At 56.3% G+C, this 17,319-nt stretch carries 13 protein-coding genes and 1 pseudogene; 1 reads left to right on the forward strand and 13 read right to left on the reverse strand.

The features are described 5' to 3' along the window. Positions 1–48: 48 nt before the first annotated feature. Complete coding sequence (locus tag ACIQUI_RS07115) at positions 49–936, reverse strand: amino acid ABC transporter substrate-binding protein (protein WP_403196444.1); 888 nt, start codon at positions 934–936, stop codon at positions 49–51. A 406-nt stretch (positions 937–1,342) separates the two neighbouring features. Between ACIQUI_RS07115 and ACIQUI_RS07120 the strand changes: the two genes are divergently transcribed. Then, positions 1,343–2,083: an IclR family transcriptional regulator gene (locus tag ACIQUI_RS07120; RefSeq protein ID WP_403196446.1), complete on the forward strand. Its 741-nt coding sequence runs from the start codon at positions 1,343–1,345 to the stop codon at positions 2,081–2,083. Positions 2,084–2,846: 763 nt separating this feature from the next. On the opposite strand, the gene ACIQUI_RS07125 is transcribed toward ACIQUI_RS07120, so the two are convergent. From ACIQUI_RS07125 to tssK, 12 genes and pseudogenes are all read right to left on the reverse strand, one after another. Next, positions 2,847–3,518 carry a DsbA family protein gene (locus tag ACIQUI_RS07125; protein ID WP_403196448.1) on the reverse strand — a complete coding sequence of 224 codons (672 nt, stop codon included), beginning with the start codon at positions 3,516–3,518 and terminating at the stop codon, positions 2,847–2,849. Next, positions 3,503–3,724 (reverse strand): annotated as a pseudogene (locus tag ACIQUI_RS07130) (conjugative transfer ATPase); the annotation flags it as partial. The pseudogene ACIQUI_RS07130 and the gene ACIQUI_RS07125, both read right to left, overlap by 16 nt. 4 nt (positions 3,725–3,728) lie before the next feature. Continuing rightward, positions 3,729–4,292 carry a hypothetical protein gene (locus ACIQUI_RS07135; protein ID WP_403196451.1) on the reverse strand — a complete coding sequence of 188 codons (564 nt, stop codon included), beginning with the start codon at positions 4,290–4,292 and terminating at the stop codon, positions 3,729–3,731. A gap of 427 nt (positions 4,293–4,719) precedes the next feature. Beyond that, positions 4,720–5,628 (reverse strand): class I SAM-dependent methyltransferase, encoded by a 909-nt coding sequence (locus ACIQUI_RS07140; RefSeq protein WP_403196454.1) that lies wholly within the window; start codon positions 5,626–5,628, stop codon positions 4,720–4,722. A 258-nt stretch (positions 5,629–5,886) separates the two neighbouring features. After that, positions 5,887–6,264 (reverse strand): histone-like nucleoid-structuring protein, MvaT/MvaU family, encoded by a 378-nt coding sequence (locus ACIQUI_RS07145; protein WP_403196457.1) that lies wholly within the window; start codon positions 6,262–6,264, stop codon positions 5,887–5,889. 404 nt (positions 6,265–6,668) lie between these two features. Then, positions 6,669–7,277, reverse strand: a complete 609-nt coding sequence (locus tag ACIQUI_RS07150; protein WP_403196459.1) for an imm11 family protein — start codon at positions 7,275–7,277, stop codon at positions 6,669–6,671. Beyond that, positions 7,274–11,899: an RHS repeat-associated core domain-containing protein gene (locus ACIQUI_RS07155; RefSeq protein WP_403196462.1), complete on the reverse strand. Its 4,626-nt coding sequence runs from the start codon at positions 11,897–11,899 to the stop codon at positions 7,274–7,276. The genes ACIQUI_RS07150 and ACIQUI_RS07155 overlap by 4 nt, the downstream gene beginning before the upstream one ends. Before the next feature lie 52 nt (positions 11,900–11,951). Beyond that, the gene (locus ACIQUI_RS07160; protein WP_403196465.1) at positions 11,952–12,383 is read right to left on the reverse strand and encodes a DcrB-related protein; all 432 of its coding nucleotides are present in this window, start codon (positions 12,381–12,383) and stop codon (positions 11,952–11,954) included. 30 nt (positions 12,384–12,413) lie between these two features. Then, complete coding sequence (locus tag ACIQUI_RS07165; protein WP_403196467.1) at positions 12,414–14,399, reverse strand: type VI secretion system Vgr family protein; 1,986 nt, start codon at positions 14,397–14,399, stop codon at positions 12,414–12,416. A gap of 73 nt (positions 14,400–14,472) precedes the next feature. Beyond that, positions 14,473–14,988 carry an Hcp family type VI secretion system effector gene (locus ACIQUI_RS07170; RefSeq protein WP_403196470.1) on the reverse strand — a complete coding sequence of 172 codons (516 nt, stop codon included), beginning with the start codon at positions 14,986–14,988 and terminating at the stop codon, positions 14,473–14,475. A gap of 133 nt (positions 14,989–15,121) precedes the next feature. After that, entirely contained in the window at positions 15,122–15,976 is an 855-nt protein-coding gene (gene icmH / locus ACIQUI_RS07175) for a type IVB secretion system protein IcmH/DotU (RefSeq protein WP_403196472.1), read from the reverse strand. A 1-nt stretch (position 15,977) separates the two neighbouring features. Further along, complete coding sequence (tssK, locus tag ACIQUI_RS07180) at positions 15,978–17,315, reverse strand: type VI secretion system baseplate subunit TssK (RefSeq protein WP_403196475.1); 1,338 nt, start codon at positions 17,313–17,315, stop codon at positions 15,978–15,980. Positions 17,316–17,319: the final 4 nt, after the last annotated feature.

The raw sequence follows: 17,319 nt of genomic DNA on the forward strand, positions 1-17,319 counted from the left end.
TCCACTTCGCTCGCCCAAGGCATCACCGAGGGCGAGCAACTCGGTTGATCAGAACGGTTGGTCGCTAGGCTGCTTGATGCGTTCCTGGAGACCTTCGCTCAGTTGGACATTGAGGTTGGTGTTGTGCGGGGCGATGGGTCGGGTGAACCACGTGTCGTAGACCTTTACGAAGTCGCCCGACAGCATCATCTGCTTCAGGGTCGCATCGACTGCGTCCTTCAGCGGCGCATCGTCTTTGGGAAGCATCAGGCCGTAATAGGTCTTGGCGTAGCCCTCGGGGAGGATAGTGAACATCGAGGGATCCCGAGCTTCGGCTTTCTTGGCGGCGAGAAGGATGTCGTCTTCAAGGAAGGCACTGGCCCGACCCTGTTCAAGCATGAGCATGGACTCGGCGTGGTCTTTGCCCTGGAGCATCCGCGCATTCAAACCATCCGCAATCAGCTTCTTGGCCAGTGGGACGGCGTTGGAGCCTTGCGTCACGACTACGGCTTTGCCCGCCAGATCTGCCGGGCTCTGGATACCACTGTTGCTCTTGACCAGCCAGCGCGGCTGGCTCACAAACGTGGCCACAGAAAATGCCACTTCCTGCATGCGCTCTGGGGAGCTGGAGGTGCCGCCGCACTCGATATCGATCGTCCCGTTCTTGATCAGTGGCATACGGTTTGCCGAGTTAACTGGAAGGTACTTCACGTCCAGCTGATCAAGCTTCAGTTGTTCCTTCAGATGCGAAACCACGTGAGAGCAAAGGTCGATCGAATAGCCGATGGGTTTCTGCTCGTTGTCCAGGTAGGAGAACGGTACCGAGCTTTCCCGGTAACCCAAGGTGATTGTCTTGGTCTGACTGATTTTCTCAATCGCACTGCTTGCAGCCTGCGCCTGCACTGCGCTTACCACCACTACCGATGCAAACAGACAAGCGATGTACTTACTGGGCATGGCGAGAATCCTCGAATGGTCGATCTATCCAATCATGTTCCGTAAATCGGAACAAAACGTTCCGTTGAATAGATTTAGCAATCGCCGTGCCGGAAGTCACCGAACATCTTCCTCACTCGTATCTTGCAGCACAGGCGTCTCTTTGAGGCTAGCTACGGCGGCACTCTGTGCTGGAAAAAGTGGCGAGAGCCGCGTTCCGTGCGCCGCAATGGTGCATGCACGGCTACGAGGTAGCTGAGTGAAATATGCCAATTGTGTTACCGAGGGCCACGATCAGGTCGGGTAATCTTTACTCAAAATCTCAATAATCGGTTTTTTTTGTTCCTATTATCGGTTAATGGTGTAGCCTTCGATGGGGCGGCGTAGTTTTACGCCTGCTGAGCCTACAGCTCCGGGGGGACAGACGATGACTGCAGCAACTACTCCCACAGAGAAGGCCTTCGAGGTCATGGAGCTGCTGACCAAGAGGCGATTTGTTCGCTTTTCAGACTTGGTCGACGAGGTTGGTATGTCTCGAACGGCTGCTCACAGGCTCCTCGCTAACCTTGAGCAAGGACGGTATCTGCAGCGCGGTGCACAAGGTTTTGAAATCGGCCCGAGAATGCATCAGCTTGCAGCTGCTCTTGTGGGCACGGTGCTCTCTGGCGGGTCAATGCAGAGGATACTCAGCGAGCTGTCCAAGCTGACCGGAGAGAGCTGCGGTTTGGCGATTCTGAAGGGAGGGGAAGTGGAATACGTGCAAAGCTACGTGGCAGGTGCGCGGCTGACATCGGCATTCCAGCCAGGCCATCGGGGCCCATTGCACTGCACATCCAGCGGACGGATCTTTCTCGCATCGATGACCAAGACTAACTTGGAGCACTTCTACGCCTCATCACCGTGGACGCGCTTCACGGCCAATACGATCTGCGAAGCGCGCTTGCTTCGCCCCATCGTAGAGGCAACCAGGCGCCAAGGTTACGCGGTAACAGGGTCGGAGTTTACGGTGGGGCTGGTCGGAGGAGCGGTACCTGTGAGGTCACCACAGGGTACCTTGCTTGGTTGTTTGAATATTTTTGCGCCCGCCGTGAGACTCAGCGAGAGCGATGTTCATCGTCTGATCCCATTGCTCAAGCACACGTCTTCTAAAATTACAGATTTTTTTTGAGTTTACTCGGAGTGGTTGACAGCTAATGTTCTTTGACCGAGGACGCGACACTGGGCCTGACTTTTGCGAGGGTTTCGGGTCGAGAGAGCATCGCCAGTTTGGGGGCGGTACCCGCTGAGAATGCAAGCCACCGTATCGCATCAAACTTCGCCAACATTGACGGGAAGAAGGCAACGGCTCAGTCCAATCTTCAGGCCACTAATGTCTTCGACAAATGTAACCGCCGCAACTTCGAGCAGGCGGGTCATTGGTACGATTACGATTTTTGTAAGATCGGCTGGCGGTGGGTGCTTCGCGAAAGTCAGATTGGCGGTGGTGTGGGAAAGCGGGGATAGGATGAAGGAAAATGGCGCTTCAGCAGGTCGAGCGGCAGGCAAGGGTTGAGCGGAGGCGGTGGTCCTTGACTGCGGAGGGAAATGAGTCCAGATTTGAGGCTACGGCCAAATTTTGACCAGCTAAAAAACTATAGGATTCAACGGCTCGCAAGCCCGATGCGAGTCTCGTTTCCCGCTCCAAATATCGATCTACAGAGTTCCATGGAAGTCTGTAAGTCATTGAAAAAAGACGCTTAGGCGTCTTTTTTTCGTTTCAGCGCAGTCTGCCAGGCGAAGCCGACCGGCAACACTACACCCTCAAACACACCGCTGGCCTTGCACTGTTCGTCGGTGCCAAGGGCGCCAAGCCGTGACACTTGCGTGTCTACTGGTTAGGCGAGCAGGCCCACATAACCGCAGCGCGGTGCCGTAGCCGTAACGAACGTGCGCTACCTGGGCATGTCGTTGATCACGTCGGCAGGCATCTCGAAAATTTCGGGCGCAATCAATAGGTCCACCGCCGAGAGTAGGGCGTCGGGTTCGATGGAGCCTTGCAGCGTCAACGTGCGCTGGGTTTGATTGTCGATCAGGCGCAGGGTGGGCGTGGCATTCAATCCGTTCCGTGCGGCTTCCGTTTTTTGTGCATCCACGGTTAGAGCCACCTGTTCGCCCGCCAGGCAGCGTTGCAGGCTTGGCGTCGAGCCAGGGTAGCTGGTGTCGCTGGCGAGCCCGCGGCCATTGCCCTGGGTGTTCAGATAGACCCAGACGACTGCACCCCAAAAGCTTTCGCGGCCTTCGAGCTGCCCCACGCATTCGACCAGCCGCGCTTCACGACTGGCGGCGGGCTCATGTTGGGGTAACGGCAGGTGGTGCCAGGCCAGATTGACGTGATCGTTGGTGACGATCCACCGCTGCAACTGAGGCAGGTAGACCCTGCAGTGCGGGCATTCGAGGTCTGCGTGCAGCACGACGGTAAAGCGCGCATCAGGGTTGCCGTAGATCCATGGCGGGCCGCCAGGGTGGGCGGGATGAAAGGTTGGCCAGGCAATGAGTGCCAGCCCGGCCAAGGCTAGCCAGCCGATTGTCCACCTTATGTTCCTGGCATTTATCCATTTGCGCATGATGCCTCTCCTGGCAGGTCCAACTGCAGCGGTTCTATGCCGCGGGCCCGGTCAATGTCCTGGGCCATGCGGATTGCCGCATCGAGTTCGCTGATGCCGTGTTGCCGCATGAGGGTATGACGGGCGGCTTTTGCTTCTGGTTCCGTCAAGGCCAAGGCCAGCTAGAGACTCGGTGGCACGGCGCGGAACAGCAGCTCCACCGCCTGCGGCTCAATCGCGTTTGGTCTCCGGAGTACACGACACATTGGATCTATTGCCCGCCGCTGGATCTTGAGCTTCGCGAGAAAATACGCAAGGCTCGTGATCGCCTGTGAGTGGGGGAAGGTCCCGGGCGGCTGCGAGGTGCAGGCGCTCACCCAGCCACATGACCCAGGCGGTCTTTTCATAACGCTCGGCGATCGACAGACTGACGTGGGGGCGCAGCAGCGTCAGGCTGCTGTGAGTGGTGCTGTCGTACAGCGGTTGGATCCAACCGTGCCGAAGGCCGAGTGCATACGCATGGGGCCATAAACCGCTCGCACCCCGAAAGGCTTTTTCGTGCCACAGCACCGGCACGTTTGAATACCGTTGGTTGTCTGGTCTGAATCCCAGCGCTGCCTGGATCAGCTGCTGGCCATCTGGTGGAAGGGTTGCTGTGCTGACCGAGTTGGCAAGGCTGGTGTAGGAAAAGCTGTAGTAGGGGAAGCCCAACTCGTTGGCGAGAGCTGGAAGTTCCTTGAGCAGCGCCGGCAGGTCCTGCAGGCGCTGCCAATCGGCCGCTGTTCGGTTAATCATCGCACCTCCGTGTTAGATGATTTCCTTCAGGGTGCTGGGGCTGTTAGACATGGGGCATCTAGCACGCGGTATTGAGCGCTATGGCCGACGTAAGTAGTCAACTATAGCGTTGCTCCAACACCAAGAAAATGAACATAGTGTTTAATGGGGGGGTGGTGATGAAACATCGTTCATGATGGGACATGAAGGCCTACAGTGCTTGAATCTCTTCTCTTGCAGTTATGCATTGAAAAGAATGCTGGCCATCCAGGAAGGGCGAATCCGCACCAAGGCTACCAGCGCCGAGTACTTTACCCAGGTGATCTACGACTGAGTGGGCGAGCTGGACAACACATTGGCGTCGCTGCGTTTGGCGCTGGCCAGGTTTCGTGTTGTTGATAGTGCGCTGTTGCCCTGCATATCCCTGCAGGGCAACACGAATGAAGATTCAGGGTTTGACCGAGGTCGTCGAGCAAAGCGACATAGTGGGCATGTTCTCGGGCGTGAAGTCGTTTGTGGAATCCTCGGCCGGTGTGTAGAGCATTTTCATGGCGCCCTGTGCGTCTGATTCCACGTGTGGCGTGTGCTCAACAGTTTTGACCTCCAGCGTAGTAACACTGGCCTGTTCGCGGTGGTGGTTCATCAACCTGGTGATGATCTCGTCGGTGGAAGGCGTCTCAGCTCGGTCGATCACCGTCAGAATACCGCCCGAACGAAGCACCCTGTCTGCAATCTCATAGACGTTGTTCTGCACGAAAATACGGTGTTCACGTGAGGTGGGCATGGACGCCAGGTTGACGGCGATGTTGTGGCCGCGCGCGTCATGGGTGCCGAGCAGCCAGCAGGCAATGGAGTCGAACCTGGGCTGCTGTTCGAGCCAGGCCTCCAGTCTGGGATCGTGCAACGCATCGCCCTCGATCAGCAGGCAATCAGCTTTAGGGACGTTGCCGACATCCTTGTAGATCAATCGATAGGCGTTGTCGTCGAGGCTCTTCGGCGTTTCCCGTGCGATGACGGCGACGGAGTAGCCATTCTCGGCGACGAGGCGCTGGGTGGCTGCAATACAGTGGGGATTTTCCTCGACGCAGACAACGGTGTGGCCTTGCTTTAGCAGGGCCAAAGTGGAGTGGCCGACACCGCAGCCGATTTCCAGGGTGCGAGGGTAACCATTCAAGCGCTCAGCCATCCAGCCGTAATGGCCCTGGTCGAGATGACCTTGGGAGTTGATGCCCCAACTCTTGATGTAGTCCTTACGAAAGCGGTTGAGCTGATACAAGGCGGGCGGGAGCAGCGATGAAATCCCACGCTTGGTTTTGGCTTTTTTGCTATCGCGGCGCTTTTTGCTGGTGATGCTCATGGGCGTTCCCTGTCCTGGTGAGTAAGCCGATCATGTTAAAAGCTCTGCGAGCGCGCCGCTTTAAACAAGGTGTTCACAAGGCTGGTGAAGTGTAAGAAGGCATGTGTGGCTGAAGGGGAATCCATGATCGACCGTCATTTCTGGAGCAATGAAAGGCGGCGGTAGCCACCAGCACAGTGCCGGAATTGCGGGGGCGAGCCAGCCGCACGTGCATCGTTCGATTGTTCCAATGCCTCGTTGGCCTCCGGCGCAAAGTGGTCAAATCCAGTTGCTGACCCAAGACTCAACTTCCATCGGTCCATAGTGGCGTTTCCATTCTTTTAGAACCTTATGATTTCCACCCTTTGTGATGGCTATTTCGCCGGTGTGAGGGTTGCGGTAGAACTTGGCCTTGCGTGGGGTTCGGTGTTGCTTGGGTATGGATGAATCTGTGGGTTGGGGCTTAGTAACCGTAGCGGGCGAGAGAATCGAGAGGATCTTGTGCGCGCTAAAGTTGTATTCCGTGATCAGGTTTCGAAGTTTTCTTTCGAACTCAAGGTCCTGTTTCACCCTTGGATGAACCTTGAGTGCGTCCAAGGTCTGAAGCTTGCTGGCGAGCTGTCGTTCGAGGTGACGATATTCGGCAATAATGGACATGATCTTATCCCTTGATTTGGAGCCTGCAGTGTGGCAAGGGCTGAGCCGAGGTTGCAAGGGTTGAAATATTCTGAAATTGATTGGGCGCGAATGGCCTTATCTGAACTGCGCCTCAACAGAAGAGTGAATTACTTCAAGGGTGCGGGAATAAAAAGAGCCAGGCACCAGAATTTGCGTGGTCTCGTAGCCATGCTGACGCACTTCTTGCTAGATGTTTTCAATCAGGTGCGCGTCTTGGGGCACTTGCTCGATGTTTGGAAAGGGGCGACAACAGACATACTTCTGGGTTCTGTGTGAAAAGCCTTGAAACTCGGTTATATTACGTTGAAAACAGCCTCGGAATGCTTATTTACATCCATTAAACTCGGCTTCCTCGGCTGTTTTCGTCTTGCCTGATTTTAGTCTCAAGACGTTTTCACACGGCCCCCCAGCATTGTACCGTCGGGTGGGTTTGTTGAGAGTGATATTTCCTTCGAAAAATCAAAGCCATGAAAATTTCTGGATTCAATAACCTCCTTGAATTTTTCTGTGACAAAAATACGACTAATGTCTTCAGCTAGTGTAAATATGTACTCGTCTGATATGTACTGTTCCTTTAGAACGGGGTTGTCAATTATAAGTCCATGTGAGGCGGTTTGGTATTTTGACCTTTCCAGGTCAAGGCAGTTTTTGAGCGGATTCGTTGGATAGTAACCAGAAAATTTTCTACGTTTGCTCTCGGTTTTTACTTCAAGAATCTGTCCCCGAGGTATTAATATGCTTTCAAGTGCCTCCAGCAGTGGGTTGCTGAAAATAAGAAATGGGGTTAGTGATCCGGAAAAGTCAAAATTATAATTTTTCTTTCCTGAGTCGCTTCTCGTCAGTTCGAGATATATTGGCTTGTAATTACTTTTAAATGGAGTCCATTTTTGTTCCATTGATCGGCCAATGATGCTTTCTTCCTGGTTGCCATAAATTTGTATGAATGAACTGTAATGTTCAGTGTCTGAATGAAGTTCATATATTGTTTTCATAGGAGCACGTTTCTCCAGTCGGCATTTCTATTGGCAGTTTGTAGAGTGTTCTTGATCTTATCAAGTTCGTCGATAACTTTCGACTTTCCTCCTATTTTATCGGCGGCGATGATGCGTCTATTGATCTCGTCAATGTATTTGTTTGGGTGTCGACCATTGTGGAGTATTCCACTTGTGCTTCCATTGTTTCGCTTGTCGGGAAGGAATACGCCATTTTCATTTTTGTTCAGAAGCCCATATTTATTAAGAATATCTCTGGCCGGCTTGGCTCGCCTGGCAGTTTCAGGAACGATATGGTGGGCTGCGGAGTTGGCTGGTTTGGGTGTCCCATGAGCCTCCATAGATCTTGTTAATTCGCAGGCTGTTAGCCCAAGGGGGTCAATCCATGTGAATGGATTAGGGGCGAATATGTAGAGGTTTTTCCCTCCAGACAGATCAATTGGATCAGTCTGCGAAAATCGTCCAATCGCGGGGTCATAAAACCTAAAGGTGCTATAATGCAGGCCCGTCTCTCTGTCAAGATATTGGCCTTGGTAGCGGAGGTTTTGTTCTCGTACTTGTTCCGGGTTGTGCCATTCTTCCCGCGTAACGCCCCATCCTTGATATGTACTGTACCATGCTGTGTTGCTGTCAGTGAGTGTCAACTGCTCTGGCAGGCCCGCTAAGTTAGTATGGAAATACTGAATAGCCTCATTGCCTGAACGTCCGTCAACTCTTGCGATTGGTTGATAGTCATATAGGTCGCCATATACATACAGGCTGCTCAGGCCGCTCTGAGACTCATGCAGGAGTCGGAATCCTTGCCAGTGGAAATGTACCCTCCGACGCGGCTCTGGATAATCCTTCTGATAGGTCTCTTTACTGATACGCCTACCGAGTGGGTCATAGGTGAAAACCACTCGTTCACGCTCGCCACTCCGATACTGCTCCACACAAACCAGTCGCTGCTCGGCGTCATACTCGAAATACTGCACCCAACTGCTGCCGATACGCTTTTCGCACAACCTTCCAAAGCGGTCGTAGCGGTAGCGCTTATCCTGATACACCAGCACCCGGTTGTGCTTGATCAGGCCGTTGAGCTTGGGGCCGTCTAATAGATTGCCAGCTTTGTCGTACTTGAAATCCTCGACTTGTGTGGCCTGCCTATTGGGGCGTGACTGCTGGACTGTCTGCAATTGTTCGTTAAGGTCATAGCCGTAACGGTTGTCTCCTGAATAACTCCTGCCGGTGTGGGGTAGATCATGGAAGCGGCCGATGATCTGTTCAAGCTGAGCGCTCTCATCGTTGGCAGGGTTGGTCATGCCGCGGCGCTGGGTCTGGGTCAACACCTCGGCCGTCAGGTTGTCGCTGGCATCGTAGCGGTAGGCCTTGTCCAGCAATGGCAGCATTTCAACAGGGGCATCGCGGTAGTGAATAGACTTACCGGCCAGGCGACCGCTGGTGTCATAGCGTGTACGGGTGATCAGCTTGCCTTGTGTGCGCATTACCTCGTCATGCACGGAGTCACGCTCAAAGTCGCTGACGACCCTACCGTCCAGGTTGATCTGGTGCAGGTGCCCGCTGCCGTAGTAGAGGTAATTGAGTTTCCGCTGATCTGGGAGCGTGAGGGTTTGCAGGTTGCCCAAGTCGTCATAGCGGTACTGCAACAGTCCGGCGCTGTTGGTTTCACTCAGCAGTTGGTCTGCGGGGTCGTAGGTGTATTCAAGCTGCTGTATTTCTCCCAGATTATTGGTGAAGGTGATGGCTAATAGGTTATCGGCGGTGTCGTAGCTGTAGTCTGTAATACCATCCTCGGTGCGCTTGCTTAGCAAGCGCCCAACGGCATCGCGTCCGAAATCGTGGCGGATCGAAGTCGTCCGGGTTGCTGGGGCATTTTCAGAGAGTGGCGCTTGCTCATTAGGTGACGGCACGTGAGTGAGGCCGGTGACCCCATCAAGCACGTCGTATTCATAAATGCGCCCACTGCCATCCAGATCCTCTTGCGCGATCAGGCGGTCCAGCTTGTCCCAGCCGAAGCGGTACGATTCGTCGTTCTCGTTGGTGAGCTGTAGCAGCCGGCCATAGGCGTCGTAGCTGAACTTCACGCTATAACCCATCGCGTCCGTGCGTTCGATCAGGCGGCCACTGCGGTCGTAGCGGAATTGCAGTTTCTTTTGCGCAGGGTCGATGTAACGGGTCAGTTGGCCAGCGGCATCGATTTCATAGCGATCAACGCGACCATCCGCACGTTCACTTTCTACCAGATAGCCGCGAGCGTCGTAGCGGAAGTGGCTGTGTTCGCCACGGGCATTAATACTTTCACGCAATCGGCCATGCGAGTCATAGTGGTACAAGGTCTGGGCATTGCTGCAGTCGCGGTAGCTGAGCAACTGGCCACGGGTGTTCCACTCCAGATGCTTGGTTTTTTCTAGGGCGTCGGTGATGCGGGTAACGCGACCTTCCGGGTTGTATTGGTATTGGGTGCTACGGCCTAGTGAGTCCTGCTCCCATAACAAATTGCCATGGGCATCATAGCCGTAGCGCCGTGTGCGCCCGGCGCCATCGGTGATGTGAACGGGTAGCGCCCAGTGGCGCAAGTAGTTGATCTGCTCACTGCGTCCTAGCGGATCACGCGTTTCGATCAAACGACCGAGATCGTCGTAGCTATACCGCCATTCTCCTCCTTGAGGATCAATGCTCTTAACCAATTGTCCGGCGATTATCTCCTCCTGCCAGGAATTACCCAACGGGTCGATGTACTTGTACACCTCGTACATCGGCCCCCAGTGGTAGCGACTCTGCCGGCCGAGGCTGTCGGTGACGAATGTTTCACCGTCTTCCAGGTTATATTCGAACCGGTATTCCTCGCCATCGGTCCCCCAGTGACGTACCACCCGCCACTCGTGATCAGGTTGTTGCTCAAGCAAAGGGGGCAAGGAGTAGGGCGTGCCATCAGCGCGTTTAGGCGTGGGACGCTTGGTGGGAATAGTGAATTTTTCCCACTCATAGTGGCGCACAGCGCCGCTAGCCAGCTGATGACTGTTGAGATAACCCTCGGTGTTGTAGGTAAAGCGGCGGATCAGTTGACCAGTGGCATCAAGCACTTCATGCAACTGCCCGTTTTCGGTATACCGGTAGCTCACCAGTGTCTCATTACGTTCTATGGCGAGTGGTCCGCTGTTCTTTAGAAAAGCTTGTGAAACCTTGTTGACTCGATTCGGGTGACGTAGGTCATAGTGCAGTTGAACAATGGTCCGGCCATATTCGTCGTACAGAACCTGCAATCGGCCCTGGTCGTCGTACAGTATGTCGATCACGTTGAGGTTGCGGTCACCGAGGCGTATCAGGCGTGAGCGCTGTGGGTTGAAAGGGTCTGTGTCAAAGACTTGATAGCGTCCTTCGTTGATGTCCTCGACGACAGTCTGACCGCCTTCCAGTTGGAAGAATGCAAGGCCGTCGGTGACACTCACGAACGCATCGCCGGCGCTGAGGCGCCCCAGTTCCAAGCGGTTGCCTTCCTCGTCGATGTAGATCCACAGCTGGCCGCCTTGAGGATGCGGGACGCGTACCAGCTCTACCTCGTAGGGGACACTCCAGCCCATCCCGAAGAGGCCGTCACGGCGTAGATCATTGCTGTCGTAACCACGCGCCCATTCAATTCCCAGCAAGCCTGGAAGGCTGAAGTCAAGATCCTCTGGGCCACCCAGTACTTTGCTGCCAGTCGACACGATGACGGGATTGCCTACGCAACGCTTGAATAGCGAAAAAGGGAACATGCTCTTCAAGGGACGGGGACGGAACCTTATTCGTCGTGAAATGAGTATCCCGGCAATAATCCCTGTAAACATCGCAATCTTGCTTTTGCCATTTCGAATGTCACGAACCGTGGCCATCCCGCCGCCAATGCGCACATTCGGCGACACTTTCTGATTCACATCGATGGTGGCATCGCAGGTGGTCTTGTCACCGGATCGCGCAGCAGGCTGGCCATTGATGAAAACCTTGTCCGACCCTTGTGCGATATAGGTGCCGGTGGGAGGCGTGTGGCGGCTGCATGAAATGAGATCCCTACTTCGGTCTTGCGCACCGGGATCCTTTGGTGTGGTGACGGGCGGGTTGAAGATGTCACGTATTGCCATGCCCAGTCCCAAGACCGGGAGCAGGTAGGGTGCTGCCGCCATCGCCATGGAACCCACATTCTCCAGGATGGAAGGTTCGGCTTGCTCGCCCTCGGCCGCTCCGCCACCCGGTGGGCCGGTAATACCCGCTGCGCGAGCGGCGGGCTTGCTGTTGATGAACACGTTGCCTGACCCGCTCTCAATCTTTCCGTAGGGATCAGGTGCGTCGACACTGTTGCCCAGATCGTCGCAGAAGCTGGAGATCGCCTCTCCAATAGTCTGATCTTCGCCGACCGATAGGGTGCTCATTGCACCGACCGCCACACCGGCGACGGCAGCGATGGCGATGCCGGCTGCGCCGCCGGTCGCTACGGTACCTACAACGGCCAGACTGATGGCGGCGGCAACGGCAGCCGTTGCTGCTGCGTAAATAACGGCTTCGGCGATTGCGCTGATCATTTCGGCGGCAAGCGACGGATGTAGGATGGCATCGCCCTCACGGGCTGCATGAACGGTTTGCGCCATAGGTTTCAAGCTCTATGTGGTTGGGAAGGAATTGACCTGAGCAGAAGAGGAACTAGGCAAAGCGGAGCTTTTGTTTGATCCCGCGCCAGTGCTCGATATCGCTATCGCCCAATGGGCCGGGCTTGCTGTAGTTGAGCACTAGCAAGCGTTGCTGGCAGGGCACCAGGCAGGCGGCTTGGAGTTGGAAGTTGAGCTTGTCGCCGACCATGAATTGAATGGCCATCTCGCGAGCCTCCACAGAGTGCTCTGCGCCTCCCAGTCGTGCGACCTGGGGGGCTGTGATGGTCATTGCCTTCGATTTTTTGCGAAGCATGTTCAGTTGCTCGTCAATGGCTTCGTCCAAGGTCTTGTTGTGTGTGACCGGGCTGCGAGCCACTACCAATGTCGTTCCTCGGTTGGCGAAGCGCAGCATGTTCAGTGTCAGGTCTTCGGGTGCTTCCTCGCCCAGATCGAGGAGCACATCGTGAGTCAGGTATTCAGTCATGCGCAGGAGTCCTTTCTGGAGCTTTTGTGGTTATTCGAAATGCCCATCCACGTCGGCCTTCAGCCCGGTGCTGTCGCGGCCGTTTGCGGTAGCGCCTGCTTGCCCGCCTTCAGGGTTTAGATCGAGCTTCGCTGCGGGCGTATTGATCTGCCCGCGTTGCTGGCCGGTCAGGTTGAAGGTCTCGCAGGTGATGTTGAGCGTGCCGTTGGCATGCATTTCGATAAGTGTCTTGCCGCACTTCAGGCGTATCGTGTTGCCGGCTTCAATTTCATAGTCGCCGGCAATCAGGTCGTTCTTGCCACCGCCGACTTTCAGCGTGTCGTTCGCTTTCACCGCGCGCAGACGGTTACGGCCGATGGTAATGGATTCGTCCTGCCCAATCTTTTGGGTGCGGTCTACGGCAACCGTGAGTGATTGGTTGTTATTGACCTGCGTGTTCTGGTCTTTCTGGGCATGGATGAAGACTTCCTCTTTGCCCAGCTCATCCTCGAAACGCAGCTCGTTGAAGCCATCGCCCTTGTGGGTCTGGCTCTTGATGGTCATGCGCGTCTTGTGGTCGGGCAGGTCGTAGGGCGGCAACTGGTTGCCGCAATAGGTGCGCCCGGTGATCATCGGCTGGTCGGGGTCGCCGTTGACGTACTGGATGATCACGTCCTGGCCGATACGGGGGATGGCCATCGAGCCCCAGCTGCCACCTGCCCAGCCTTGGGATACCCGGACCCAGCAGGAGCTGAACTCGTTGTTGTTGCTCTCCCGGTCCCAGGGGAAGCTGACCTTGACCCGGCCCCATTGGTCGCAATAGATCTCCTCACCCGGAGGTCCGACCACGGTAGCCATGTGCGGGCCGTCAACGCGGGGTTTGTCCAGCGGGGCAGGTCGCCACTCGGTTCTGCCGGGTACCAGCTGAGCGCTTTGCTCGTAGCGCGTGCTTTGATCGACGCCGGCTGCTTCTTCCTGAAGGCTGGTGAACTGGATGCCCTTGTGAACCACGCTGTTCACACGCCAATGCGTATTCAGGTCTTTGCGTGGGTGGCCTGTGAGCGTGAAGCTCAGGCCAGGCTGTAGCCTGACGTCATCGCCCTGAACTTCCGCAATGCGTGCATCATGGCGCAGGGCGGTGATCCGGTTTTCGGTGAACGGCTTGCCCACCGCATCGCGTTTGTAACGACCGGGATAGTCGAAGCGTTCGTAGTCGGTGGACTGGTGTTCCAGGAAAGGGCCGGCAGCCCGGTGTTCCTGACGATACGCCGGATGGGTGAAGGTGTAGTCGCGCTGGACCTGTCGCGAGGTTCGGACCTGCTCGCTGTAGCGTAAGCGCCGCAGGCAAGGTGTGGCCTGATCGCCGCCGCTGTTGGACTGGTACAGCACGGTGTTGGGGTCGATAACGTCTTCGCCTTCAAAGAAGCCTTCGTCATCGTCGTCAGTCTTGAGCGCGCCATGGCTGATCAGCCCAAGGGATAGCAGCTGATCCGTGATGATCAACTTATGCAATTTTTCACTGTGCTCGAAGCGATAGACGAAGCCCTCTTCAGCCGCCAGGCGGGCGATGAAGTCAAGGTCGGTTTCGCCCGCTTGCACGCAGAACTCGCGCACCGGGTGGTCCATGCTTGTGCGCAGCTCGTATTGATCGATGCCCTGACGCTTGAGCATCAGCTCAAGAATCTGCGGGACGGTCTTTTGCTGGAAGATGCGCCAGTTCGAACGCAGCCCGGCGCGGGCCAGGATGGGTTCGACCAAGGCGTGGTAGTAGGTACGGTAGACGCCGCTTTCGCCCTGGCTGAACCGGCTGACCAGCCCATGCACGTAGCGCACCGGTCCGTTGCCATCCCAGATCGTGAAGACGATGGGCTTATCCAGCAACTCACCGAAGTTGATGTCGGGCTCGAAACTGATCAATTCCAGTTCGAGGCTGAAGGGCGCGCTGATCGCTTCCTTGAGTTCGAACGACATCACTCCAAACTCGGCATTGCCAACGAGTGGCTCGAAGGTGTACCGCAAATCAGATTGGCTGGGCATGCAAGATCCTCATCCGCCGTCTGAGTAAGCTTGAAGTCCGGGCAGGAGAGTCCTGCCCGGAACCTACGCTGGATCAGGCCGCGGGGGCGCGCCAATCGTCAGAGCCTTCGGTATTGGCCACATCGTGTGCCCAAGTGATTTTCCGATAGGCCAGCGATACCTCGATCAGTTGTGTGTAGTTTTCATTATCCTTGTCGAGTGCGTGGGGGAGGACGGTATTGATGCTCACGATCGTTGCATCTTCGAGCTTGGTCGTGAAGAAGTGCTCCTGCTTCCCTTCTACTGAAGTGCGGTACCAATTGACTTCGACGGTCGGGAGCATCTCACCGGTTGCCAGCGCCTGGTACATCAGGGGGGTGGCCTTGTTCAATGAACTGGTAAAAATGAATGGCTTATGTACGCGCTGGCCACTTGGTTGGCCGCTTTGGGGATCCGTTGGTGTCGTCACTTCATGCTTGATCTCCTGCACGAGAATTTCATCTTCATGGCCTTGCTGAAAAACGTTACCGACGGAATCAGCGGTGAATGCACCGGCGGTAATATTGCCCTGGGTCTGGCCAATAATCTTGATGTAAGCGGGTGTTGGCATGGCAGTTTCTCCTGCGTCCATGTGGATAAGCACGCGCACAAGTAGCCGCGTGGCCATCGAAATCGATGGGCTTTTTCAACGAGGCAAATGCCCCGTCAATTCGTTGAATACGGGTGTGCCGACTGCAGGCGGTTCATTGCTGCAAGATGCCGTTGAGTGACTCCAGGACTTCTGTGGTGATCAGGTGCAGGCGGTAGCTGTAGATGCCGTAGGCCACGGCCATCGCAATGGCGGAAATCACCAAGGGGCTCCACCAGGGCCACTGCCTGTTCATGCGGAAGTTGCGCGGGGCGACGTTGGTGTAGGGGTCGCCGACCGTTGTCGACGTGGGCCCACGTAGCTCACGGATGATTCCGTGGAGTTGGTGAATGAGGTTGTTCAGCGTTTCTTCGCCCTTGGGTGCGAGGGCGTACTTGCCCTTCAGGCCAAGGCACAGGATGAAGTACATGAACTCCAGCACGTCCTTGTACTGCTGGGGCTCTTGCATCAGGCGCGAGATCACGGTGAAGATCTTTTCGCCACCGAACGTTTCGCTGTGGAAAATGCTGAGCAGCGGCTCCTGGCTCCAGAGGCTGGCTTGGCCCCAGGGCCGCTCCATTACGGCCTCATCGATGAACAGGCACAGGCCATAGGAATACGCCAGAAGTTGCGTGGTCTCGTAGCCATGCTGACGCATCTCTTGCTGGATGTTTTCAATCTGGTTGCGCACCTGCTGGTGCACATCCTTGATGTTGGGCAGCGAGTCAAGTGTGCGAAGGCGGATCACCAGGCCAAACAACGGTGCCGCGGCATCCAGCATGAGGTTGTCGTAGCCGCCCCGTAACTGGAAGTCAGGATCAGCTGGGTACCCTTGATAGGTGGGTTCTCGCTCTGGAACAATGGCCTCGGATGCTGTGGCGTCACCCGGTAAAGACTTCCCAAGCATCGATTGCAACAGCTCGGCTTGAGCAGAGGCGTTTTCGTTGTTTGCGTGGTTGTGCTTTTGCATCTCACTCACTCCTGATAGCCCAGAACTGCAACTCAAGCCCAGGGAATTCCCCCGCGATATGAATCCCGAAGCCGTTGGCCGCCTTCATGCAGGCCCAGGCCGGGTCTCGACGGTCAAGCTCGAAGTAGCTGAAGCCTGCATGGAAGGGCAGGTCGCGAGGCGCTACCGGCAGCGGCTGTAGCGCAATACCGGGCAGTTGCTTATGCACCAGGTCATTCAAGGTCTCCAGGGACGTCACCTTGGCTTTCTGCAAGAACAACTGGCGCAATGCCGGCGGTGGCAGATCGGCACGCACGGCAAGGATGAAGTCCGCGTCATCGATCAGGCGGCGGTCTTCGAGCGTTGTCGTCATCACGCCGTAATCCCGCTGGTCCAGTGGCAACGATACAGCCCGCGGTTGCAGCACCGTGCCCAGGGCGCGGCGTAAGGTGTCCTGAAGTGGCTTGAACGAGGTGCGCAAAGCGGTGTGCTGGTAGGCGGGATACTCTGGCGGCAGCCGGCTCTCGTCGGTGAAGGTCACGAACTCGCCACAGGCCTGGCTCATGTGCAGGTACAACTGCTCAGGGTGTGTCTGCCCCTGCCTGGCCAAGTGCTGGAAGCAAGGCCACCAGCGGTTCATGGCCTGCAGCAGGTTGAAGTCGCGGATGTCGGCGATGCCGGATTGGCTCGAGGCGCCAATCCGGCTGGCCAGGTTGCGTGAGCGCTCACGCAGGGTGTTGGTGATTTCTTCGAGGTAACGCTGCAGTGCCGGCACCGCCCGTACCGAGACGCTGGTCGGATAGAAGCCTTCATCCAGTTGCAGGCTGCCATCGGGCCGGCGTTCCAGAATGCGTGCCATGGCCAGGCGCGTGTAAGCGCTGCTGTCGTCCCCCCTGCGTTTGAGCTGCAGGTTGGGTACTGCCAGATCGACCTGCGCCAGGTCGCCGTCGGCGCTATGGGTGTCCTTGATTTCCTGAGCCTGGGCGCTGTAGCGGAAGTTGGCGGCATTGTCCGGCCAGCTCACCTCTCGACCACCCTCGGTGCGCAGCGGCAGGCAGAGGTAGACCTCGCTGTCCTTCGCGCCGTCGTCCTCGATCTCCAGCGGCGGCGGTGGTGGCAGGTCTGCCGGGATGTCGAACACCGTGCCGTCCGGCATGATGCCGCGTGCGCGGGTGATGGCGATCTTGCCCAGGCTCAGGTACTCGTCGTTCAGTTGCAGCTCGCTGAAGCCATAGAAGGCTGCGTTCAGGCTGGCGAGGCGTTGATGCAGGGCTGCTTCGGCGGCACGGGTAGCCTGCTGAAAATGTTGCGGTTTGACGAACAGGCCTTCAGGCCAGAGGACGGGATTACGTGAACTCATGAGC

The organism is Pseudomonas sp. NPDC090592 (assembly GCF_044769185.1).
GTDB lineage: Bacteria > Pseudomonadota > Gammaproteobacteria > Pseudomonadales > Pseudomonadaceae > Aquipseudomonas.